Here is a 22,484-nt window from a genome sequence, read left to right as displayed (position 1 = left end):
CGACTGCGGGGGCCCGCCTGTGGACAACCGGCCCGGCCGTCTCGGCGGACCTGGCAGCATGGCCATGTGACAGCAGCAACGCACTCCCCCCTCTTCCCGCAGGCACCGGACTCGGCCGACGCGGTGCTCGACGGGCTCGACCCCGAGCAGCGCGAGGTGGCCACCGCCCTGCGCGGTCCGGTGTGCGTGCTGGCCGGAGCCGGCACCGGCAAGACCCGCGCGATCACCCACCGCATCGCCTACGGGGTCCGCGCCGGGATCCTGCAGCCCTCCAGCGTGCTCGCCGTCACCTTCACCAACCGCGCCGCCGGGGAGATGCGGGGCCGGCTGCGCCAGCTCGGCGCCCAGGGCGTCCAGGCCCGCACCTTCCACTCCGCCGCGCTGCGTCAGCTCCAGTACTTCTGGCCGAAAGCGATCGGTGGCTCCCTGCCCCGGCTCGTCGACCGCAAGATCCAGCTCGTCGCCGACGCGGCCGCCGCCTGCCGCATCCGCCTCGACCGGGGCGAGCTGCGGGACGCCACCGCGGAGATCGAGTGGTCCAAGGTCACCCAGACCGTCCCCGCCGACTACGCCCTCGCCGCCGCCAAGGCCGGCCGTGAGGTCCCCCGCGACCCCGCCGAGATCGCCCAGCTCTACGCCGCCTACGAGGACCTCAAGCGGGCCCGCGCCGTCATCGACTTCGAGGACGTCCTGCTGCTCACCGTCGCCGTGCTGCAGGACCGGCACGACATCGCCGAGCAGGTCCGATCCCAGTACCAGCACTTCGTGGTCGACGAGTACCAGGACGTCAGCCCCCTCCAGCAGCGCCTGCTCGAACTGTGGCTCGGCGAGCGGGACGACCTGTGCGTGGTGGGCGACGCCAGCCAGACGATCTACTCCTTCACCGGGGCGACCCCCGACCACCTCCTCGACTTCCGCACCCGGCACCCCGGGGCCACCGTCGTCAAGCTGGTCCGCGACTACCGCTCCACGCCCCAGGTCGTCCACCTCGCCAACGGTCTGCTCTCCCAGGCTCGCGGCCGCGCCGCGGACCACCGCCTGGAGCTGGTCTCCCAGCGCGCACCCGGACCCGAGCCCGTCTACGCCGAGTACAGCGACGAACCGGCCGAGGCGGAGGGCGCGGCCCGTCGTATCCGTGAGCTCCTCGACGCGGGGGTGCCGGCCGCGGAGATCGCCGTGCTGTTCCGCACCAACGCACAGTCGGAGACCTACGAACAGGCCCTGGCCGACCTCGGCGTCCCCTACCAGCTGCGCGGCGCGGAGCGGTTCTTCGACCGCCCCGAGGTGCGCAAGGCAGGCGTCGCCCTGCGCGGCGCGGCCCGCTTCGGCGGCAACGACACCCTCCTCGAGGACGCCGTCGACCTGCCCTCGCAGGTGCGTGCCGTCCTCTCCGGAGAGGGCTGGACCACGCAGCCGCCGGCCGGCTCCGGAGCCGTCAGGGAGCGCTGGGAGTCGCTGGCCGCGCTGGTCGGCCTCGCCCAGGACTTCGCCGCCGCCCGGTCCGGCGCCACACTCGCCGACCTGGTCGCCGAGCTCGACGAACGCGCGAGCGCCCAGCACGCCCCGACCGTCCAGGGCGTCACCCTGGCCTCCCTGCACTCGGCCAAGGGCCTGGAGTGGGACGTCGTCTTCCTGGTGGGCGTCGCCGAGGGCATGATGCCGATCACCTACGCGAAGACCGACGAGCAGATCGAGGAGGAGCGCCGCCTCCTGTACGTCGGGGTCACCCGGGCGCGCGAACGCCTCCACGTCTCCTGGGCGCTCTCCCGCTCACCGGGCGGCCGACCGACCCGCCGTCCCAGCCGCTTCCTCGACGGCCTGCGTCCCGGCTCGGGCGCCGCCACCGGCCGCGGCGGGGCGGGCGGGGCCGGTGGCATCGAGCGCGGGTTCACCGGAGCCGCGGCCGGCGCACCGGTCGCGCGGCGGCGCACCCAGCGCACCCCGGCCCGCTGCCGGGTCTGCGGGCGGACCCTGACCGACGCCGGCGAGATGAAGCTGATGCGCTGCGAGGACTGCCCCTCCGACATGGACGAGGGACTCTACGAACGGCTGCGGGACTGGCGGGCGGTCCAGGCGAAGCGAGGCGGGCAGCCCGCGTACTGCGTCTTCACCGACAAGACGCTGATGGCGATCGCCGAGGCCGTGCCCGAGGAGGAGGGCGAGCTCGCGCGGATCCCGGGGGTCGGAGTGCGCAAGCTCAATCGCTACGGAGCCGACGTTCTGGCCATCTGCGCTGGCCACGACCTCGCAGGGGACGACGCGGAGGACTGAGGGGCGAGGGGCGGGAGATTGATCGGAACTCGTCGAAAAAATAGTTTGCGCATGCCCCGGCAATCCCCATAGGTTCTTAGACACGGGAACGGCGGCCTTCTCGAAGGCCCTTCTTCCGTGCTGTACTTGCATATCCGTCGGACCGGTTCGCCCCGGTCCCCCGAGACGCCGAGAGGAGGCGATTCCAGTGATCATCATCAACAGCAGCTTCAACGCCAAACTGACCGATCGCTCGGTCGTCTCCACGTGCATGCTCGGCGCCTCGGTCCTGGGCACCGGTCTGTCCGGCATCCGTGCCGCCCGACCGGCGTCCGCCTTCGCCGCCTCCGCGGATCTTCCCGTCCGCGAGCGCAGTGAGCGACCGACCAAGGCACTGGAAGCAGTAGAGGCACAGGCGCATGTCTATGCCTTCACGGCAGCCGGTGCCGGATTCCGGAAGCAGACGACGCAGCACCACCTGATGTGGGCCTTCCGTGGGCCAGAACCCTGGAGTGATCCAGCCTGATCGACGATCAGGCCGGCGCCTTCAGGGCCGCGGAACCCCATCCGGGATCCGCGGCCCTTCTGTTTTCCCCGAACAACGGGGACGACGGAGCGAAGGGGCCTCGGGACAAGAAAAGAACCCGGTACCCAGCCGACACCCGGTCCTACAGGACCGGACCGACCAGACGAGGAAAACAAACCGTGCAACTCGAAGCGCACGCCCCGTCCGTACCGCCTTCCGAAACGATCCCCCCGCCCGGCCTCCCGAAGGACCCCACCTTGACCCCGCTCACGGCGCTCACCGCGCTCGACGACGCCATCGAGAACCTCGGCGTGCCCGTCCCCTGCCGTTCCTACGACCCGGAGGTCTTCTTCGCCGAGTCGCCGGCCGACGTCGAGTACGCCAAGTCCCTCTGCCGCACCTGCCCGCTGGTCGAGGCCTGCCTCGCCGGCGCCAAGGAGCGGCGCGAGCCCTGGGGCGTCTGGGGTGGCGAGCTGTTCGTCCAGGGTGTCGTCGTCGCCCGGAAGCGGCCGCGTGGCCGCCCGCGCAAGAACCCGGTCACGGCATGAACACCGCAGGAACAATCGACCGTCCCCTTACGCAAGACCCCAAGAAGCAGGCCCCGATGAAGCCGTTCACCAGCGAGCCCACCGGCTCCGCGACCGAAGACCTCACCACCACCGGCGCGTACGACTCGCGTCAGAACAGGACACGCGAGATGCAACTCATCCCAGAAGCCCTGGCTCGTGCGCATATGCATGACCGACTGCGCGAGGCCGAGCGGGAACGCCAGGCTGCGCGCCTGGCGGCCGCTCGCCGGATGCAGCGTCGGGCCGAGCGCGCCTCGATGCGCGCCCGTCGGGCGCTCGCCATGGCCGTGATGCAGTAACGACATCCACCTGAAGCGGTGGCCTCCCCGGCAACGGTGAGGCCAAGCTCTCCCCTCGGGGGTCGGGTCCGTCCGAACGGACCCGACCCCCGAGGTGCGTTGTGCGGACTTATCACCGGCGCGGGGCTATCGTCGCGAAGGTGACGCGTCCCCCCGGAGACAGTGACCGAGGCGGTTCCCCGGCCGAGCCCGCCCCCCTCGCCTGCGCCCGCTGCGGCGCCCGAACCCCGCAGCCGCCGCCCGTCACCTGGACCTGCTCGGTGGAGAACGGTGTCCGGCGCTACTTCTGCGAGGCCTGTGCCCGCGACAACCTCAGGGCGATCGAGGGGCGGCTGGACTCGGACTGGTGGTGAGAAGCGTCACAGCCAGATGAGCGGGCCCGCCTCCGAGGACCTCGCCCAGCTCCGAGGAGCAGGACCTGGCCGCCTCCGAAGGCGGGCCCCGCCGCCTCGCCCCGTGCGTGTCACGCCTCCGCCTCCAGTTCCTCGAGCTCCTCCTCCGCAAGGAACCCGGGGAGCCACTCCTCCAGTTCCTCCCGCAGCCGCACGGTCGCACCGAGCTGGCACAGCACCCCGATCGTGCTGAGGGTGACCCGGTGGATCAGCAGGTAGGCCGGCGGAAGGTTGAGCTGCTTGCCCAACTGGTGGGCGGGGGAGCGCGGGTCGGCGACCCTGGCCGCCTGGCTGCGCATCCAGCCGCGGGAGAACGTGAACTCCTCCACCCGGGCCGGCTCGATGATCGGCAGGAGGTAGTCGAGCACCGCGTCGGGATCCAGCTCTATGGAGTCCTTGACGAAGCCCTCCGCGCAGAGGAGTTCGTAGACCGCCTCCGCATCGCCGTCCAGCGTCATGCGCAGGGACTCGCCGATCGGGTCGGGCAGGCCGCCCGGGAGCCGGTCCACCGTGCCGAAGTCCAGGACGCCCAGCCGCCAGTCCTCCTCGCCGTCCGGCCCGCCTGGCAGGAGACGGAAATTGCCCGGGTGCGGGTCGGCGTGCAGCAGGCCGGTGCGCGCCGGCCCGGAGAAGAGGAAGCGGGACAGCAACTGGCCTGCGCGGTCGCGCTGCTCGTCGGTGCCGTCGGCGATCACCTCGGACAGCGGCACACCGTCGATCCACTCGGTGACCAGGACCTGGTCGCACTGGTGGACGACCGCCGGGACCACGACGTCGGGATCGTCGGCGAACTCCTCCGCGTGTGCCTGCTGGGCCTGCGCCTCCAGGCTGTAGTCGAGCTCCTCGGAGACCCGGTCCCTGAGCTCGGAGATCAGGGGCTTGACGTCCATGCCCGGGATGAGCGGGCCCAACAGCCGTGCGAAGCGGCTGAGTTGGTTCAGGTCGGACAGCAGGGCGTCGCCGGCCCCCGGGTACTGGACCTTGACCGCGACCTCCCGGCCGTCGTGCCACACCGCTCGGTGCACCTGGCCGATCGACGCCGCCGCGGCCGGCTTGTCGTCGAACTCCATGAACAGCTCGGACCAGTCCTCGCCGAGCCGCTCCGTGAGCACGGCGTGCACCGTGCGGGTCGGCATCGGCGGCGCCGCGTCCTGCAGCTTGGTGAGGGCCGCGCGGTAGGGGCCGGCCACCTCCTCGGGGAGGGCGGACTCGAAGACGGACAGCGCCTGCCCGAACTTCATCGCACCCCCCTTCAGCTCGCCCAGCACCTTGAACAGCTGCTCGGCGGTGCGCTGCTGCAGCTCGCGGCCGACGATCTCCGCGGACTCGCCCACGATCCGCTTGCCCAGACCCCAGGTCGCCCGCCCGGCGAAGCCGAGCGGGAGCGCGGCGAGTTTGGCGGTCCGGGTGACCGCCTTCCGGGGAAGATCAGACATGCGCCCTCCAAGTCCCAGACAGCCGCGTCGCGTCCGCCGTACGGCGAAGCTCCGTCGAATGCCGTTGCTCCTCCATTGTCGCGTGCGAACCCCGGTCCTCGGAGGGGTGTTCCCGCTCACCTTTGTGCGCGGCCCCGCACGGGCACGCGCTGTGGGGCCACACCGGCCGGGCGTGCCACTGCAGAGTGGGGGCGGACACCTCCCAGCGTGCGCCCTCGCTGGACGGCGTCCGGCCGTCGAGGAAGGCGAGGGCGTGGGCGGCCGCCAGTCCGGCGACCGCCGTGGCCAGGGTCAGGTCGCAGGCGCGCGAAGCCCGTTTTCTGCCGGAGTGCCACTGGGCGACCAGCCGTGGCCAGGCCGGGTCGCCGTCGATGCGGGCCTGCTGCAGACACCCCGCGCAGCCCGTCTCGCCCGGCAGCACCAGGGGACCGACGACGCCGGTCCCCTCGACGACCCCGGCATAGAGGTGCGGTGTGCCCGAGGCGATCAGGGGCTCCGCCGCCGAGGGAGCGGGCGCGTGCACGGACACGTCGTCCCGTGGTGCGAGGATCACCAGGCAGAAGCCGGGGGTGTCCGAACCCGCCGGTGACCCCGGATGCCTGCGCGGCGGGCGGCCCGGTGCGGCCCGGCGTGCGGCGCGGCGGGCCGCCTCGTCCCGGCGCTCGCCGATCGCCTCGGCCGGCAGGCCGCCCGGTGCGACGTCCCCCGGCTCGACCCGGCCGCCGTCCTGCACGTCCACCTCGCCCACGCCCGCGCCGGACAGCAGCGAGGCGAGCACCGCGCCGACCCGCCCGGCGCCCCGCACCTGGACCCGCAGGCGGCGTCGGGCGGTCAGGTGCTCGATCGCCTCGCCCGGTTCCGAGGTGGTGAGGGAGAGGGCCGCGAGGTCGGGGCGCAGCCGGTCGATGACCTCCTTCTTCTCCCGCAGAGCCGTGGCCTCCGGCCCGCCGCCGCGCGCGTCGTCGAGCAGTCCGACGCGGGTCAGCCGCTCCACCAGCCGGTCGACGTGACCGTCGGGCAGATCCATGCGCCGGCCCTCCTCGCGCAGCAGCGCGAGCCCGCGGGTGCCGTCCAGGAGCTCGAGGAAACTGCCCGTCGCCGTGTCCACCGGGCCGAGGGTCAGCGCGTGCGCCGGCGTCATACCGAACTGCACCGTGTTGAGGTCACGCCAGCCGCGCCGCAGCGCGGGCTTCACCATCGGATGCATCAAAAGCCCCCGTATGTCTGGAAACTCCCCGTGACGTCGGCGGAGCGGGGGCGTGGGGGTGTCCTCGCTCCGCCGACGAGTGCCAGCATGCCCGGACCCGCTCGAGCCCGCCGGAAGTTGTCCACAGGCGCGGGAGTTCGTCGTACAAATCCGTCGTACGAGGCAAACGCGGCAGGTGAGATCGGAACCGAACCGTCCCGGAGTCGGGACTTCCCCCGTGTGCAGCGGGTAACGTCGGGGCGTGCCCGCCGACCCACCGCACCGCGCCGGAACGCCACAGCGCAGCACGACGAGCCAGCCGCCGGGCGGCTCCGGGGTGAGCGCGATCGAGGTCCGCAGAAGCGCCCGTCGACGTCGGACGGTCTCCGCGTACCGCGAGGGCGATCGCACCATCGTGCTGATCCCTGCCCGGATGTCCGAGGCCGAGGAGCAACGCTGGGTGAGCGTCATGCTCGACAAACTCGCCGCCCAGGAGAGCCGGCGGGTACCGGGCGACGCCGAGCTGGCCGAGCGCGCCGAGCGGCTGTCGGCCCAGTGCTTCGGCGGCAGGGCCCGGCCGACCTCGGTCCGCTGGGTGACCAACCAGAACACCCGATGGGGCTCGTGCACCCCGGCCGAGGGCAGCATCCGTCTGTCGCACCGGCTCAAGGGCATGCCCGAGTACGTCATCGACTACGTCCTCGCCCATGAACTCGCGCACCTGCTCGTGCCCGGCCACGGCCCCGACTTCTGGCGGCTGCTGGAGGCCTACCCGCGCACCGAGCGCGCCCGTGGCTACCTGGAGGGCGTCGTCGCGGCCGAACGGCTGCCCCATCCGCCCGGCGCACGCGGGGAGTGACCTGCGCCGCGCGCGGAGTGAACGCGCCCGGCGCCGGGTGACGCCGGTTGTGTACCGGGTCTGTACCGACATCGTCCGTTGTCCGACTTTGCCGTTAGCCTGACGCGACGCACTCGCAATCGGGATGGGGGACGGTCGTTACGCATGCCCAGGGAATTCCAACGCGGCCACAAGGCCAAGATCAGTGACCTCACCGGAGGCACCGATCTGTACGTAGGCGTGCAGATCACCGCACCCGGCCTGACCTTCGACATCAGCTGCTTCGGCCTCGACGCCGACGAGCGGCTCTCGGACGACCGGTACTTCGTCTTCTTCAACCAGCCGAAGTCCCCCGAGGAGTCCATCCAGCTCCTGGGCGCCCAGGCCGGCGACACGGAGTCCTTCCGCGTCACCCTGGACCGGATCCCGCCGCAGATCCAGAAGCTCTCCTTCACGGCGACCCTCGACGGCGCCGGGCAGATGTCGCAGATCAACCCCGGCTACATCCGTATTGTCGCGGGCGGCGAGGAAGTCGCCCGCTACGCGTTCAACGGCTCGGAGTTCACCACCGAACGGGCCGTGATGCTGGGCGACTTCTACCTGAAGGACGTCTGGCGGTTCGCGGCCGTCGGACAGGGCTTCGACGGTGGTCTGGACGCGCTGCTGAAGAACTTCGGCGGCGAGGTCGCGGAGGAGGAGGCGCCCGCCGCGCCGCAGCAGCCGCAGACCGGCGGCGCCGCTCCCGGCTTCGCCCCGCCCGCGTTCGGCGCGCCGTCCGCGCCCGTCCCGGCTCCCGCCCCGCAGCAGCCGCAGCCCGCCGCGCAGGGCTTCGCGCCCCCGCCGGGCGCGACTCCGCCGCCCGCCCCGGCGCCCGCGCCCTCGGTGCACGGCGCGCCGACCATCGTCGCGCCCATGGCCCCGCCCGGCGCAGGCCACGTCCCGCCCCCCGCTCCCGCCCCCTACGGCCAGCCGCCCCAGCAGCAGCCGTACGGTCAGGGCCCCGCACCGAGCGCGCCCATGCCCCCCGGCTACGGCCAGCAGCCCCAGGCTCCGCAGGCCCCGGGATACGGACAGCCCACCCCGCCGCCCGGCTACGGTCAGCAGCCGCCGTTCGGGCAGGTCCCGGGACAGCAGGCGTACGGCGTGCCGCAGGGCGCGCCCCAGGGCGGCGCCGGTGTGGCCGCCGCGCTCCAGCAGTTCAAGGAGACGCCCACCGGGCAGCGCTGGACGCAGCAGAACAGGAAGCTGATCCGCGTCGACCTCGGCATCGGAGGCCAGCCCGTGCTGGCCCGCCAGGGCAGCATGGTGCTGTACCAGGGCAAGGTCGACTTCAGCTACAAGGGCGCCGGGTTCGCCGGCCGGATCGTCGGCAACGCCACCGGCCAGGAGATGCAGCTGATGCGCTGCACCGGCCAGGGACAGGTCTTCCTCGCGGAGAACTCGACCCACGTGCACCCCATCGAGCTCCAGGGCGACGCGATCTGCGTCTCCGCCGAGAACGTCCTCGCCTTCGACGAGAGCCTCCAGTACGAGGTCCGCCGCATCGAGGGCCACGGCATTCCCGGCGGCGCGCTGTTCACCATGCAGTTCCAGGGCAGCGGCACCATCGTCGTGAAGACGCACGGCACGCCCGTCGTCCTGCCGGTCACGCCGACCACGTTCGCCGACTGCAACGCCGTCGTCGCCTGGTCGGCCGCCTCCCAGGTCGTCGTCTCCAGCCAGGTGCGGATGCGCCGCAACGCCTACCCGGGCGACACCGGAGAGAGCGTCAACCTCCAGTTCCGGGGAGCTCCCGGCAACTTCATCGTCGTCCAGCCGTACGAGGTCTGAGGGAGCCCGTCATGAACCAGCCGCTCGCGGGCTACGCCCCCGCACCCGTCACCGCCCGCATGGAGAACCACGGCAACCACATGCTGAAGGTCGCCATGCAGACCGGGAACGACCTCTTCGCGCGCGTGGGCTCGATGGTCGCCTACGAGGGCTTCGTCCAGTACGAGCCAAACCCGCCGGCCGTGCGCCAGATCGCGCGCGACTGGATGACCGGCGAGGGCGCGCCCCTGATGAAGTGCACCGGCGACGGGCTGCTCTATCTCGCCGACTACGGCGCGAACGTCGTCGTGATCAACCTCAACGGCGACGGCATCTCCGTCAACGCCACGAACCTGCTCGCCTTCGACGCACACCTCACCTGGGGCGTCGAGCGCGTCAAGGGGCTCGCGAAGTTCGCCGGCCAGGGCCTGTGGAACACCAAGATCAGCGGCCAGGGCTGGGTCGCGCTGACCTCCCGGGGCAAGCCGATCGTCGTCGACTGCGGCGGCGGCGAGGACGAGACGTACGTCGATCCCGACGCGCTCGTCGCCTGGTCGCCGAACCTCAAGGTGAAGGGCAAGCGCAGCTTCAAGGCGCAGTCGCTCATCGGCCGGGGCAGCGGCGAGGCCTACCAGATGGCCTTCTCCGGCCAGGGCATCGTCGTCGTCCAGCCCAGTGAGGACAGCACCGACCGTCTCCGGGTCCGGGGCTGAGGGGGAGCCAGAACGCCATGCAGAGCCCACTTTTCGCGCACAACGACTCGCAGACCCAGGATCGCTGGAGTCTGCAGAACAAGCAGATGCTCCGGGTCACCCTGGAGGGCCACGACGACATCCTCGCCCGCAAGGGCACGATGGTCGCCTACCAGGGCCTGATGGAGTTCGACGCCGAGTACCAGAGCAACCAGCAGGGACGCGCGCGTGCGCACACCGGCGAGGGCCTGGACCTGATGCGCTGCCACGGGCAGGGCACGGTCTACCTCGCCAACCTCGCCCAGCACATCCACGTGATGGAGGTGGAGCAGGACGGTCTGACCGTGGACAGCAGCTACGTGCTCGCCATGGACTCCTCGCTGCACCACGAGGTCATCGCCGTCGACAGCCTCTACGGCATCTCCGGCTCCGGGAAGTACCAGCTCAACATCACCGGCCGCGGCAAGGTCGCCCTGATGACCTCGGGCGCGCCCCTGATGATGCAGGTCACCCCCGACAAGTACGTCAACTGCGACGCCGACGCCATCGTCGCCTGGTCCACCGGACTGCGGGTGCAGATGCAGGCCCAGACGCACTCCTCCGGGGTGTGGCGCCGGCGCGGCAACACCGGTGAGGGCTGGGAGCTCAGCTTCATGGGCTCCGGCTACGCGCTCGTGCAGCCCAGCGAACTGCTGCCGCCGCAGAACGCGGCGATCGGCTCGGGCCTGGCCGCCCAGTACGGCATGGGCCAGCAGGGGGCGCGCGGCCAGAACCAGGGCAACGTCTGGAGCTGACCGGCGGGCACAGCGACGTAAGGGGCGGCCACCTGGTGGGCCGCCCCTTACCCGTTCCGCCTCACAGCCGCGCGAGGGTCGCTTCCAGCAGCCGGACGACCGACTCGTCGGCGACGTCCGCCACCTGCGCGTACGGGAACCAGCGCAGGTCGAGGGACTCGTCGCTGATCGCCTCCACGGACCCGGACGGGGCCAGCGCCGCGTACTGGACGTCGTAGTGCCAGGCGCACGGCGTCAGATGGCGGTCGAGCCGGACCGGGCCGCCGGGCAGCAGAGATAGGCCCGGGACGCCCGACTCCTCCGTGCCCTCCCGCAGGGCGGCGGCCGCCAGCGTCCCGTCGACCGGCTCGCAGTGGCCGCCCATCTGCAGCCACATGCGCAGCTTCTTGTGGAGCGTCAGCAGCACCCGCCCCTGCTCCGGGTCGATCACCAGCGCGCTCGCCGTGATGTGCCCGTCCCGACAGGCCTTCCACAAGCCGTCCGGATGGGCCGCCAGATGGTCCAGGTAGGTCTGGCACAGCTCTTCGTGGCCCTCGTACCCCTTGAGGACGAGGACCGCGTCGTCATGAAGGCTCACTCCGCGCCGTCGCCCCTGGAGCCGTCGCCGGAGCCGTTCTCGCCGTCGCCCTTGTCGGCGTCGTCCGTCCCGCGGCCGGGCTTCTTCAGGTCGGGCTTCTCGCCGAGGCCGCCGCTCGCGGCCTCGCCGAGCATCTTGTCCAGCTCGGAGAAGTCCATGTGCTCGCGGTGCACGAAGCCGTCCGGATCGTCCAGGTCGGAGGCCGTGGGAAGCATGTCCGGGTGGGCCCACAGGGCGTCCCGGCCGTCGACCCCGCGCGCGTCCGTCAGCGATGCCCACAGGCGCGAGGCGTCGCGCAGGCGGCGCGGGCGCAACTCCAGGCCGATCAGCGTCGCGAACGTCTGCTCCGCGGGACCGCCGGTGGCGCGACGACGGCGCAGCGTCTCCCGCAGCGCGTCCGCGGACGACAGGCGCGGCTTCGCGGCCGCGTGCACCACCGCGTCCACCCAGCCCTCGACGAGCGCCAGGGCCGTCTCCAGCCGGGCCAGCGCCGCCTTCTGCTCCGGAGTGTCCTCGGGCTGGAACATGCCCTGCTGGAGCGCGTCCTGCAGCTGCTCGGGGTTCTGCGGGTCGAACTGGCCGACCACGTCCTCCAGCTTGGCGGTGTCGACCTTGATCCCGCGCGCGTAGCCCTCGACCGCGCCGAACAGGTGCGAACGCAGCCACGGCACATGCGTGAACAGGCGCTGGTGGGCCGCCTCGCGCAGCGCGAGGTACAACCGCACGTCGTCCTTGGGCACGCCCAGGTCCTTGCCGAACGCCTCGATGTTCACCGGCAGCAGTGCGGCGCGCCCGGCGGGGCCGAGCGGCAGGCCGATGTCGGTCGAGCCGACCACCTCGCCCGCGAGCACGCCGACGGCCTGCCCGATCTGCGAGCCGAACATCGCGCCGCCCATCGAGCGCATCATGCCGATCAGCGGGCCGGCCATGGCCTGCATCTCCTCCGGCAGGACGTCGCCCATGGCGGCGCCGACCCGCTCGGCGACCGGGTCCACGAGCTCCTTCCACGCGGGCAGGGTCGCCTCGACCCACTCCGCGCGCGACCACGCCACCGCCGAGCCGGCGCCGGACGGCAGGGACGTGGCGTCGTCCAGCCAGAGGTCGGCCAGGCGGACGGCATCCTGGACGGCGGTGCGCTCGGAGGGGCCGACGCTCGCGTCCTTCACGCCGTCGGCGGTGCCCTGGGCGACCGTCTGGCGGGCGATCTGCTTGGCCATGTCCCAGTTCACCGGGCCGCCCTCGTACGAGAGCATCTGGCCGAGCTGCTGGAACGCGGCCCCCAGGTCGTTGGGGTTCAGCGAACCGAACATGGCGGCGAGAGGGTTGTCCGCGCCAGGGGCGCCGAAGCCTCCGGCGCCGGGCAGCCCGCCGAAGCCGAACGGGTTGGCCGGTCCCTGACCACCGCCGCTCTGCGAGTCCTTCTTCTTGCCCTCGTCGCCGTCTTCCGGCTCCTCCGGCGGAAGGCCGAATCCGAATGGGGTGTCACTCACGGGGTTCCTCGGCTGGTAAGGCCACCGGTTCTCGGCCGGCGGCGACTGCCCTGCAACACCACCCAGCGTAGACACCCCCGCCCGATCGGGCCTCGGTGCTTCGCCGACTCCTGCGCTGCGGCAGGATGGATGCCACCTGGTACGTACGCGTCACTCGCGCCCGTATGCCAAGACAACCGCTGGAGACACCTGGTGAGTTCCCCAGATCCGCAGGTTCGCGCAGCGCGAAACCCCTCGACCCCGGGCGGTGCGCGCGGGCCCGTCGTCGCCGTGACCGGCGCGGCGACCGGGGTGGGCGCGCTGCTCACGGAGCGGCTCGCCGCGTCGGAGGAGGTCAAGCAGGTCGTCGCCATCGACGAGCGGCGCGGCGAGTGTGACGCGGCGCAGTGGCACATCCTCGACGTCCGCGATCCGGCGATCGCCGACAAACTGCGCGGGGCCGACGTCGTGGTCCACCTCGCGCTCGACCTCGACCTGGGGAGTGACGCCGCCGCCCGAACGGCGTACAACGTGCGCGGTACGCAGACCGTGCTGACGGCCGCCGCGGCGGCCGGGGTGCACCGGGTCGTGCTGTGCACCTCCGCGATGGTCTACGGAGCGCTGGAGGACAACGAGCTGCCGCTGTCGGAGGACGCCGAGCTGCGGGCGACGGCGGAGGCGACCGGCGTCGGCGACCTCCTGGAGATCGAACGGCTCGCGCGGCGCGCGCCCCGGGCGCATCCGGGGCTCAACGTCACCGTGGTGCGGCCCGCGATCCTGGTCGGCGGCACGGACACCGCGCTGACCCGGTACTTCGAGTCGCCGCGGCTGCTGGTCGTCGCGGGATCGCGGCCGGCCTGGCAGTTCTGCCACGTCGAGGACCTGGTGACCGGCCTGGAGTACGCGGTTCTGGAGAAGGTCGACGGCGAGCTGGCCGTCGGCTGCGACGGGTGGCTGGAGCAGGAGGAGGTCGAGGAGCTCAGCGGGATCCGGCGGATGGAGCTGCCGTCGGCGGTCGCGCTGGGCGCCGCCGCCCGGCTGCACCGGATCGGGCTGACGCCGTCCCCCGCGGGCGACCTCGCCTACACGATGTACCCCTGGGTGGTGAGCGGGAGCCGGCTGCACGACGCGGGGTGGCGGCCGCGGTGGACCAACGAGGAGGTCCTCGCGGAGCTGCTGGCGGAAGTCTCCGGGCGGCACACCGTCGTCGGACGGCGGTTGGGGCGCAAGGACGCGACCGCGGCGGGCGCGGCCGGGGCGACGGTCGCCCTGCTGGGAGCGGCGGCCGTGGTACGGCGGGCCCGCAAGGCCCGGCGGCGCTGAGCGCGGGGGCCCGGCGGCGGTGACCGCGGAGGGCGGGCCCCGGTGAGGCCGGTGACGGCGGCGGCGCCGACGCGAGCGTGCGGGCGGACAGCGGTGGGCGCAGCGCCTGGCGGCGGTGGGCGCGGGGGCCCGACGGCGGCGGGAGCAGGATGACGTTCTGCTCCTCCCGTCCCGCTGCTCCTCCCGCCTCCGCCCCCGTCCCCTGTGGCTGCGCCCCGGAGGTCCGCCGTCGGCCCCTCAGGGGCGCTCTCGAGTGCCTGGGCGGGCCGGCTGTTGTACGTCGCTCCAAAGCCGCACGCGTGTGTGCCGGGTGATCACGCTATTTCGCCTGCTTGTCGGCGTGCGGCACGATGGGGGCATGGCAGCCACCAACGACCATCCCGGCGAGCAGACGGCGCAGGATCCCGTCAAGCTGATCGCCGTTCGTGACACCGCGCTCTCCCTGGACGAGGTCTTCAAGGCCGTCGGGGACGACGCGGCCGGCGGGACGGCGCTGTTCGTGGGCACCGTGCGCAACCACGACGGGGGCGCCGACGTCGACGCCCTCGGGTACTCCTGCCATCCCAGCGCGGAGGCCGAGATGCGGCGGATCGCGGAGAAGGTCGTCGCCGCGTACCCGGTGCGGGCACTCGCGGCCGTCCACCGGGTGGGGGACCTGGCGGTGGGGGACCTCGCGGTCGTCGTCGCCGTGTCCTGTCCGCACCGCGGGGAGGCATTCGAGGCCTGCCGGAAGCTGATCGACGACCTCAAGCACGAAGTGCCCATCTGGAAGCACCAGCGGTTCTCCGACGGAACCGAGGAGTGGGTCGGCGCGTAGCGCCGTCGTCGAGGGGGGGCGGCCGGGCGACGGGAGGGCGGGTGGGGGCCCGCCGAATGCCCCCGGTCACTCGTCCGGTTGCGTAACCGCACCCCTGCCGTGAGCGTTGTCCGTGCGGATGGTTAATCTGCTGATCAGTCAGTTGCGGTGGTTCGTCGGGGTTGGGAGGTCGGCATGGCTGCGCTCGCATGGTTGCTGATTCCGCTTGTGGCAGCGATCGGCGCGGGTCTGTGGGGCAGTTGGGCCAACCGGACCCGCAAGGCCCGCGGCGACGGTCCCGAGCTGGACGGCTACGCCCGCTTCCGCGAGGCCATGGAGAGGCCCCACTCGCGCACGTGACCCGGGTGGCAGCCCTGACGGTGCGCTGACAGACGCGTCCCGTACTGTCGAGGCATGCCACGCCGCACCGCGACGATGCTCGCCTCCACCCTGATGCTGATCGCGCTCCTGTGCGCGGGAGTACTCATCCCCGTGCCGTACGCGGAGATGTCCCCGGGGCCGACGGTGAACACACTCGGCGAGCACGACGGCGAGCCGGTGCTGCAGGTCTCCGGCCACAAGACCTACGCGACCAGCGGCCACCTGAACATGACCACCGTGCGGGTCACCAGCGCCGACTACCGGATGAACCTCGTCGAGGCCGTCTACGGCTGGCTCGCGCACGACAACAAGGTGGTCCCGCACGACACGCTGTACCCGGACGGCAAGACCGAGGAGCAGTCCACCCAGGAGAACGCCGAGGAGTTCAGCCAGTCACAGGAGAGCGCCAAGGTGGCGGCCCTGAAGGAGCTGGACATCCCCGTGACGTCCTGGGTGATCGTCTCGACCGTGGTCAAGGGGTCCCCGGCGGAGGGCGAGCTGCACGCCGGCGACGTGATCAAGGCGGTGGACGAAACCGCGGTCAAGGCGCCGGGCGACGTCGCGAAGCTGGTGACCAAGCACAAGGCGGGCGAGAAGGTCGTCTTCACCGTCGTTCCGGCCAAGGAGCAGGCGGCCGCCGAGAAGGCGCACAGGACGGCCACCAAGACCCAGGACGTCACGATCACCACCGCGGCCTCCGACGACAGCGGCCAGAAGCGGGCCATCGTCGGGATCTCGGCCGGGACCGACCACACCTTCCCCTTCACCGTCGACATCAAGCTCGCCGACGTCGGCGGCCCCAGTGCCGGTCTGATGTTCGCGCTCGGCATCTACGACAAGCTCACCCCCGGCAGCCTCACCGGCGGCAAGTTCGTCGCCGGCACCGGGACCATCGACGACGACGGCAAGGTCGGGCCGATCGGCGGCATCGAGATGAAGACGGTCGGTGCGCGCAGCCAGGGCGCCCAGTACTTCCTGACGCCCGCCGACAACTGCGCGGCCGCCGCCAAGGACACCCCGTCGGGGCTCAGGCTCGTCAAGGTGAACACCATCGACGACGCCCTCGGCGCCCTCAAGGACATCCGCAGCGGCGACACCGCCGACCTGCCGAAGTGCACGAAGTAGCCTGACGGCCGCCTCGCGCAGGTTGCCGGAGCGCTACTCGGCGAACGTCGCGGACAGCGCCTCCGCGAGGCCGGGCACCAGGCCCGCGCCGGTGAGGACCTCCGTCGGAGCGTCCTTCTCGCGCAGCCGGAGCGCGGAGTCGCGGGTGCCGTCGCGCAGGACGCCGACCGTCATCCGCACCTCCTGACGGTCGGGGTGGTCCGCCACCCACTTCGTGAGCTTCGCGTCACTCAGGCCCTGCGGGACCTGCGCCTCGGCGGACGGGGGCAGCATCAGGCGTTCGACGGTGAGGGCGCAGCCGACCACCGCGTCGGGCCACGCGATCGTGGCGAGGAACTCGTCGAGCGGCTTGTCCGTCGGCACCTCGTCCTGCTCGATCGGGGTGAGACCGGTGGTCTCGGGCTCGTCCTGAAGGCCGAGCTGGGTGGCGAGCGAGGGCTCCTGGGCTCGCAGCCGAGCGGTGTCTACGAGGGCGAAAAGGCGGGCAGGCTGGTCCCAGCCGAGGCCGGAGGCGTACTCGTCGATCTCGAGCACGGCCCGGGTGAGCGGGCTCGCCGCCATGGGAGTGTTGGACATGGTCACAATCCTCTCTCGTTCCTGGCCGGAATCGGGAACCGAGTAAACGGTGAGTAAGTTGCATAGGTGTGGGCCCACGATCACGGGGGGCCACGAACGGTCCACGAACACGCGGGCCTGACGGATCAACTGCGACTTTCGAGGTGCGCACCTTGGCTTTCCAGATGCCGGACCGCGGCGGAGGCCCCACGGGGCCGCGGATCAGAGTGGGCCGCCCGTCCCGGCGCGTCCGGACCCTGCTCACGACATTGGGCGTCCTGGCCGTCCTGGGCATGGCGTTCACGATGTTCGCCGGGTTCTGGACGGACTGGCTCTGGTACCGCTCGGTGCATTACTCGTCGGTCTTCACCACCACGCTGTGGACCAAGATCGGGCTGTTCTTCGTCTTCGGCCTGCTGATGGCTCTCGCGGTCGGCTTCAACATCTGGCTGGCCCACCGGCTGCGGCCGCCGCTGAGCGCGATGTCGGTCGAGCAACAGAGCCTCGACCGCTACCGCATGGGCATCGCGCCGTACAAGACGTGGCTGCTGCTCGGCATCACCGCCCTGGTCGGCCTCATCGCCGGCGCCTCGGCGGCGGGCCAGTGGCGGACCTGGCTGATGTGGGTCAACGGGGTCTCCTTCGGTCAGAAGGACCCGCAGTTCCACCTCGACGTGTCCTTCTTCGCCTTCGACCTGCCCTGGTACCGGTTCCTGCTCGGCTTCGGCTTCGCCGCCACGATCCTGTCCCTGATCGCCGCCGCGCTCACCCACTACCTGTACGGCGGGCTGCGCGTCACCAGCCCGGGCGCGCGCGCCACCGCCGCGGCCACCGGACACCTGTCCGTGCTGCTGGGCGTCTTCGTCGCCCTGAAGGCGGTCGCCTACTGGCTCGACCGGTACGGCCTGGCCGTGAAGTCCAGTGACTTCAAGGCCACGGACAACTGGACGGGCCTGCGGTACGTCGACGCCAACGCCTACCTGCCGGCCAAGACGATCCTGTTCTGCATCGCCGTCATCTGCGCCCTGCTGTTCTTCGCCACCCTGTGGCGGCGCACCTGGCAGCTGCCCGTGATCGGTTTCGGCCTGATGGTGCTCTCGGCGATCCTCATCGGCGGGCTGTACCCGGCGATCGTCCAGAAGTTCCAGGTCCAGCCGAACGAGCAGGCCAAGGAAGCCCCGTACGTCGAGAAGAACCTCAAGGCGACGCGCGAGGCGTACGGCATCGAGGGCGCGCAGGTGACCGAGTACTCGGGCACCAGCACCACCAAGGACAAGACGACGCTGCGCGACGACGTCGACGCCACCGCGAGCATCCGCGTCCTGGACCCGAACATCGTCTCGCCGACGTTCCAGCAGCTCCAGCAGATGCGGAAGTACTACGCGTTCCCGACCAACCTGGACGTGGACCGCTACAACGTCAAGGGCGCCGACGAGGACACCGTCATCGGTCTGCGCGAGCTGAACCTCGCGGGCGTCGACAAGCAGAACTGGATCAACAACCACTTCCGCTACACCCACGGCTACGGTGTGGTCGCCGCCAAGGGCACCACCTCCGACTCCGAGGGGCGCCCGGTCTTCACCGAGTCCAACCTGCCCTCCGAGGGCGAACTCGGCACCTACGAGCAGCGGGTCTACTACGGGGAGAAGACGACCACGTACTCGATCGTCGGCGGTCCCCAGAAGGAGATCGACTACTCCGACGACCAGGGCGAGAAGACCACCAGCTACACCGGCAAGAGCGGGGTCAACCTCTCCAACCCGGTCAACCGGGCCGCGTACGCGGTGGCGTTCGGCGAACCGCAGATCCTGTACTCGGGCGCCATCGGCGAGGGTTCGCGGATCCTGTACAACCGCACGCCCAAGGAGCGCGTCGAGGCCGTCGCCCCGTGGCTGACCATCGACGGCGACGCCTATCCGGCCGTGGTCGACGGCCAGATCCAGTGGATCGTCGACGCGTACACCACGACCAACGGCTATCCGTACGCCTCCCGTACGACGCTCGGCGACACGACGGCCGACTCGCTGACGGCGACCAACGACAACCGCGCGGTGGTGGCCCAGCAGAACCAGGTCAACTACATCCGCAACTCGGTGAAGGCGACCGTCGACGCGTACACCGGCGAGGTCAAGCTCTACCAGTGGGACACCAAGGACCCGGTCCTGAAGACCTGGATGAAGGCGTTCCCCGGCACGGTGAAGGCCAAGTCGTCCATCTCGGACGCCCTGATGGCCCATCTCCGTTACCCGCAGGACCTGTTCAAGGTCCAGCGCGAGCTGCTGACCCGCTACCACGTGAAGGACGCGACGACGTTCCTCAGCGGCAGCGAGGTGTGGCAGGTGCCGGACGACCCGTCCAACAAGTCGGGCGACGCGGTGCCGCCGTACTACCTGAGCATGAAGATGCCCGACCAGAAGGCGCAGGCGTTCTCGCTGACGACGACGTTCACGCCCAACGGCCGCGACAACCTCAGCGCGTTCATGGCGGTCGACTCCGAGGCGGGCACTCCCGACTACGGCAAGATCAGAGTGCTGAAACTGCCGACGAGCACGACCGTCGACGGACCCAAACAGGTCCAGAGCCAGTTCAACTCCGAACAGGACATCGCCGAGTCCATCAGACTCCTCAAGGGCGGCGACTCCGACATCGAGTACGGCAACCTGCTGACGGTGCCGCTCGACGGAGGACTGCTCTACGTGGAGCCCGTCTACGTGCGGGGCGGCGGACTCAAGTACCCGCTCCTGAAAAAGGTGTTGGTGACCTACGGAGGCAACACCGCCTTCGAGGACACCCTGGACGAGGCGCTCAACAAGGTCTTCGGGGCGGAGGGCGCGACTCCGCCTCCGACGGACGAGGGCGGGGGCACGACCCCGCCGCCGACGTCGTCCAACCCGACGGTCCGCGAGGCGTTGGCCGATGCCCAGAAGGCCTTCGACGCCGGCCAGGAGGCGCTGAAGAAGCCCGACTGGGACGCGTACGCCAAGGCGCAGAAGGATCTCGAGGCCGCCCTGAAGCGGGCCGAGGACGCGCAGGCGGCGGCGGACAAGGGCGCCAAGGCGAGCAGCAGTCCGAGTCCGGGCGGTTCGGCGAGCCCGAGCGGCGGGTCCGCGAGCGGATCCGGCGGGAAGGCGAGCAGTAGTCCCAGTCCAGCCCCCAGCAGCGGCTGATCATGTCCGCCCCGCGTCGTGGTACGGTTGTGGAACACGACGCGGGGTGGAGCAGCTCGGTAGCTCGCTGGGCTCATAACCCAGAGGTCGCAGGTTCAAATCCTGTCCCCGCTACTGAAGACGAAGGCCCGGATCCGGAAAACGGATCCGGGCCTTCGTGATGTGCGAACGCATGTGCCGGGCGCAGTGATGGCCGCGCCGCGGTGGGGAGTTGAGCGATCTGTGTTTGACTTGTCTCTCTGTGGGCATGTCGACAAAACGCTGAAGTGACCTTACGGGCCGCGGTATACCAGGTGTACCCGGGTTGCGGGTGGTGCGACGATGGACGTTATGGGGGACAAGGCAACTCTGTTCGAGACAGGGCGATTTGTGCAGCCTTCCGGTGAGGAAGCGACCCCGGACGAGAGCCGGGACGAGACGGCGGACGCCGTCGAGACGGGGGAGGCCGTCGAGGAGATGCGCCTGCGACTCGCGGCGGAAGCCGGTGACGTCGAGGCCGTGAGCGTCCTCGGGGCCATGCTGCTGCGCCGCGGCGACCTCGACGGAGCCGAACCCCACCTTCGTGCCGCCACCGCCGCGGGCGACCGGGCCGCCGCCAACAACCTCGGCGTTCTTCTGCATCAGCGCGGCTACCCCGACGAGGCCGCCGGATGGTGGCGGGTCGCCGCCGTAGCCGGCTCCGCCGCGGCCGCGCACGCGCTGGGCCGCCACCGCCGTGAGTGCGGGGACGAGCCGGCCGCCGAGTACTGGTTGCGCCAGTCCGCCGAGCAGGGGCACGCACTGGGCGCGTACGCCCTCGCCGACCTCTTGGAGCACCGCGGTGACGCCGGGGCCGAGCGGTGGATGCGGGCCGCCGCCGAGCGCGGCCACCGGGAGGCGGCGTACCGACTGGCCCGCTCCCTCGACCTGAAGGACCAGGAGCAGGGCGGCGAGCGCAGGGGCTCCCCGGCGGACGGCGCACCGGGCGACCGAGGGCCCGACGGTGGCGCCACGGCACGGTCGGAAGCCGAACAGTGGTACCGCCAGGCCGCAGCGCGCGGACACCGGCGGGCCGCGCTCCACCTCGGGACGATCCTGGAGAAGCGGGGCGACCTCAAGGAAGCCGGGCGCTGGTACCTGACGTCCGCGAAGGACGGCGAGCCGCGGGCGGCCTGCGCGCTCGGCTTCCTGCTGCGCGACGCCGGAGACACCGAGAACGCCGCCATCTGGTGGCTGCGGGCCGCACAGGAGGGCGACGGCAACGCGGCCAACGCACTGGGCGCGCTGCACGCCGAGCGGGGACAGACCCAGACCGCCGAGCGGTGGTACCGGGCCGCCATGGACGCGGGCGACGACAACGGCGCCTACAACCTCGCCCTGCTCTGCGCCGAGCAGGGCCGCACCGCACAGGCCGAGCAGTGGTACCGCCGGGCCGCGTACGCCGGACACCGGGAGGCGGCCAACGCGCTGGCCGTCCTGCTGCTCCAGGGCGGCGACACGGCCGGGGCCGAGCCGTGGTTCTCCAAGGCCGCCGAGGCGGGGAGCGTCGACGCCGCGTTCAACCTCGGGATCCTGCACGCCGGGCGGGGCGAGGAGGCGGTCGCGCTGCGCTGGTACGAGCGGGCCGCCGCCGCCGGGCACACCGAGGCGGCGCTCCAGGTCGGCATCGCGCGCCTGCGGGACGGGGACGAGCAGGAGGCCGAGCGGCATCTGCGGTGCGCCGCCGGCGGGGGGAGCGCGGAGGCGGCCTACCGGCTGGCGGCCGTGCTCGACGCGCGGCGCCCGCCGCAGCCGGCGCACGAGCTCGGGGAGATCGTGCACGAGAAGACCGAGTGCGAGGAGTGGTACGAGCGGGCGGCGTCGCAGGGGCACCGGCGGGCGCAGGTGCGGGTCGGAATGCTCGCCGCCGCCCGGGGCGACGTGGTGGAGGCGGCGCGCTGGTACCGGACGGCCGCGGAGGCCGGGTCGCGCAACGGCGCCTTCAACCTCGGGCTGCTGCTCGCGCGGGAGGGCAGTGAGCCCGAGGCGGCGGTGTGGTGGACGCGGGCGGCCGACGCCGGTCACGGGCGGGCGGCGTTGCGGCTGGCCCTGGTCTACGCGCGTCGCGGTGAGCTGGCGGAGGGGCAGCGGTGGGCTGACCGGGCGGTGGCGCTCGGGCCGGCGGAGGTGGCCGAGCGGGCGGCCCGGCTGCGGGACGCTCTGCGGGAAGAGCTGTCCGCCTGACGCTGCGCTGGGCTTGGCCCGGCACTGAGCCGTGCCCGGTGTTGGGCTGCGCCCGGCGTTGGGCTTGGCCCGGTTGTTGCGGGGAGGGCGGGGCTGCC

Annotated in this window: 20 protein-coding genes and 1 tRNA gene; 16 read left to right on the top strand and 5 right to left on the bottom strand. The window is 71.8% G+C overall.

All coding sequences use genetic code 11. From position 1 onward, the window contains the following. Positions 1 to 66: 66 nt before the first annotated feature. From ACZ7DE_RS01270 to ACZ7DE_RS01250, 5 genes are all read left to right on the top strand, one after another. Positions 67 to 2,271 (top strand): ATP-dependent DNA helicase UvrD2, encoded by a 2,205-nt coding sequence (locus ACZ7DE_RS01270; protein ID WP_470756643.1) that lies wholly within the window; start codon positions 67 to 69, stop codon positions 2,269 to 2,271. A 187-nt stretch (positions 2,272 to 2,458) separates the two neighbouring features. Beyond that, on the top strand, positions 2,459 to 2,776 hold the full coding sequence (locus ACZ7DE_RS01265; RefSeq protein WP_470756640.1) for a hypothetical protein: 318 nt from the start codon (positions 2,459 to 2,461) through the stop codon (positions 2,774 to 2,776). A gap of 179 nt (positions 2,777 to 2,955) precedes the next feature. Then, the gene (locus tag ACZ7DE_RS01260) at positions 2,956 to 3,324 is read left to right on the top strand and encodes a WhiB family transcriptional regulator (RefSeq protein WP_470756638.1); all 369 of its coding nucleotides are present in this window, start codon (positions 2,956 to 2,958) and stop codon (positions 3,322 to 3,324) included. Continuing rightward, positions 3,321 to 3,644, top strand: coding sequence for a hypothetical protein (locus ACZ7DE_RS01255; protein WP_470756636.1), 324 nt, complete (start codon positions 3,321 to 3,323; stop codon positions 3,642 to 3,644). The genes ACZ7DE_RS01260 and ACZ7DE_RS01255 overlap by 4 nt, the downstream gene beginning before the upstream one ends. A 140-nt stretch (positions 3,645 to 3,784) precedes the next feature. Continuing rightward, positions 3,785 to 3,997: a hypothetical protein gene (locus ACZ7DE_RS01250; protein ID WP_470756634.1), complete on the top strand. Its 213-nt coding sequence runs from the start codon at positions 3,785 to 3,787 to the stop codon at positions 3,995 to 3,997. 110 nt (positions 3,998 to 4,107) lie between these two features. Here the strand turns inward: ACZ7DE_RS01250 and ACZ7DE_RS01245 are convergent, their stop codons facing one another. Next, on the bottom strand, positions 4,108 to 5,472 hold the full coding sequence (locus ACZ7DE_RS01245; RefSeq protein ID WP_470756632.1) for an ABC1 kinase family protein: 1,365 nt from the start codon (positions 5,470 to 5,472) through the stop codon (positions 4,108 to 4,110). Next, positions 5,465 to 6,679 (bottom strand): TOMM precursor leader peptide-binding protein, encoded by a 1,215-nt coding sequence (locus tag ACZ7DE_RS01240; protein ID WP_470756630.1) that lies wholly within the window; start codon positions 6,677 to 6,679, stop codon positions 5,465 to 5,467. Before ACZ7DE_RS01240 ends, ACZ7DE_RS01245 begins: the two co-directional genes overlap by 8 nt. Positions 6,680 to 6,920: 241 nt before the next feature. Between ACZ7DE_RS01240 and ACZ7DE_RS01235 the strand changes: the two genes are divergently transcribed. The 4 genes from ACZ7DE_RS01235 (at position 6,921) to ACZ7DE_RS01220 (ending at position 10,791) form a co-directional block, all read left to right on the top strand. Beyond that, complete coding sequence (locus ACZ7DE_RS01235; protein ID WP_470756628.1) at positions 6,921 to 7,517, top strand: M48 metallopeptidase family protein; 597 nt, start codon at positions 6,921 to 6,923, stop codon at positions 7,515 to 7,517. A 144-nt stretch (positions 7,518 to 7,661) separates the two neighbouring features. Further along, the gene (locus ACZ7DE_RS01230) at positions 7,662 to 9,326 is read left to right on the top strand and encodes a TerD family protein (RefSeq protein ID WP_470756626.1); all 1,665 of its coding nucleotides are present in this window, start codon (positions 7,662 to 7,664) and stop codon (positions 9,324 to 9,326) included. Between the two features lie 11 nt (positions 9,327 to 9,337). Next, on the top strand, positions 9,338 to 10,018 hold the full coding sequence (locus tag ACZ7DE_RS01225; RefSeq protein ID WP_079659796.1) for an AIM24 family protein: 681 nt from the start codon (positions 9,338 to 9,340) through the stop codon (positions 10,016 to 10,018). Positions 10,019 to 10,035: 17 nt separating this feature from the next. Continuing rightward, on the top strand, positions 10,036 to 10,791 hold the full coding sequence (locus ACZ7DE_RS01220) for an AIM24 family protein (RefSeq protein ID WP_470756624.1): 756 nt from the start codon (positions 10,036 to 10,038) through the stop codon (positions 10,789 to 10,791). A gap of 61 nt (positions 10,792 to 10,852) precedes the next feature. On the opposite strand, the gene ACZ7DE_RS01215 is transcribed toward ACZ7DE_RS01220, so the two are convergent. Together ACZ7DE_RS01215 and ACZ7DE_RS01210 are read right to left on the bottom strand one after the other, a co-directional pair. Then, the gene (locus ACZ7DE_RS01215; protein WP_470756622.1) at positions 10,853 to 11,368 is read right to left on the bottom strand and encodes an NUDIX hydrolase; all 516 of its coding nucleotides are present in this window, start codon (positions 11,366 to 11,368) and stop codon (positions 10,853 to 10,855) included. Then, positions 11,365 to 12,858 (bottom strand): zinc-dependent metalloprotease, encoded by a 1,494-nt coding sequence (locus tag ACZ7DE_RS01210; protein WP_470756620.1) that lies wholly within the window; start codon positions 12,856 to 12,858, stop codon positions 11,365 to 11,367. The genes ACZ7DE_RS01215 and ACZ7DE_RS01210 overlap by 4 nt, the downstream gene beginning before the upstream one ends. 192 nt (positions 12,859 to 13,050) lie before the next feature. Between ACZ7DE_RS01210 and ACZ7DE_RS01205 the strand changes: the two genes are divergently transcribed. From ACZ7DE_RS01205 to ACZ7DE_RS01190, 4 genes are all read left to right on the top strand, one after another. Next, positions 13,051 to 14,160, top strand: a complete 1,110-nt coding sequence (locus tag ACZ7DE_RS01205) for an SDR family oxidoreductase (protein WP_470756618.1) — start codon at positions 13,051 to 13,053, stop codon at positions 14,158 to 14,160. 358 nt (positions 14,161 to 14,518) lie between these two features. Further along, complete coding sequence (locus ACZ7DE_RS01200; RefSeq protein WP_470756616.1) at positions 14,519 to 14,977, top strand: molybdenum cofactor biosynthesis protein MoaE; 459 nt, start codon at positions 14,519 to 14,521, stop codon at positions 14,975 to 14,977. 174 nt (positions 14,978 to 15,151) lie between these two features. After that, positions 15,152 to 15,316, top strand: a complete 165-nt coding sequence (locus ACZ7DE_RS01195; RefSeq protein ID WP_470756614.1) for a hypothetical protein — start codon at positions 15,152 to 15,154, stop codon at positions 15,314 to 15,316. A 54-nt stretch (positions 15,317 to 15,370) separates the two neighbouring features. After that, on the top strand, positions 15,371 to 16,462 hold the full coding sequence (locus ACZ7DE_RS01190) for a YlbL family protein (protein ID WP_470756612.1): 1,092 nt from the start codon (positions 15,371 to 15,373) through the stop codon (positions 16,460 to 16,462). A 33-nt stretch (positions 16,463 to 16,495) separates the two neighbouring features. Here the strand turns inward: ACZ7DE_RS01190 and ACZ7DE_RS01185 are convergent, their stop codons facing one another. Beyond that, entirely contained in the window at positions 16,496 to 17,038 is a 543-nt protein-coding gene (locus ACZ7DE_RS01185) for a PPA1309 family protein (RefSeq protein WP_470756610.1), read from the bottom strand. A gap of 164 nt (positions 17,039 to 17,202) precedes the next feature. On the opposite strand from ACZ7DE_RS01185, the gene ACZ7DE_RS01180 reads away from it, so the two are divergent. The 3 genes from ACZ7DE_RS01180 to ACZ7DE_RS01170 all read left to right on the top strand — a co-directional run bounded on the left by ACZ7DE_RS01180 (position 17,203) and on the right by ACZ7DE_RS01170 (position 22,386). Further along, positions 17,203 to 20,184, top strand: a complete 2,982-nt coding sequence (locus ACZ7DE_RS01180) for a UPF0182 family membrane protein (protein ID WP_470757906.1) — start codon at positions 17,203 to 17,205, stop codon at positions 20,182 to 20,184. Positions 20,185 to 20,224: 40 nt separating this feature from the next. Continuing rightward, a tRNA-Met gene (locus tag ACZ7DE_RS01175) sits at positions 20,225 to 20,298 on the top strand. Positions 20,299 to 20,505: 207 nt separating this feature from the next. Continuing rightward, positions 20,506 to 22,386, top strand: coding sequence for a tetratricopeptide repeat protein (locus tag ACZ7DE_RS01170; protein WP_470756608.1), 1,881 nt, complete (start codon positions 20,506 to 20,508; stop codon positions 22,384 to 22,386). The last annotated feature ends 98 nt before the right edge of the window (positions 22,387 to 22,484 follow it).

The organism is Streptomyces sp. NPDC037083 (genome assembly GCF_055606485.1).
This window is presented reverse-complemented; position numbering and strand designations above follow the sequence as displayed.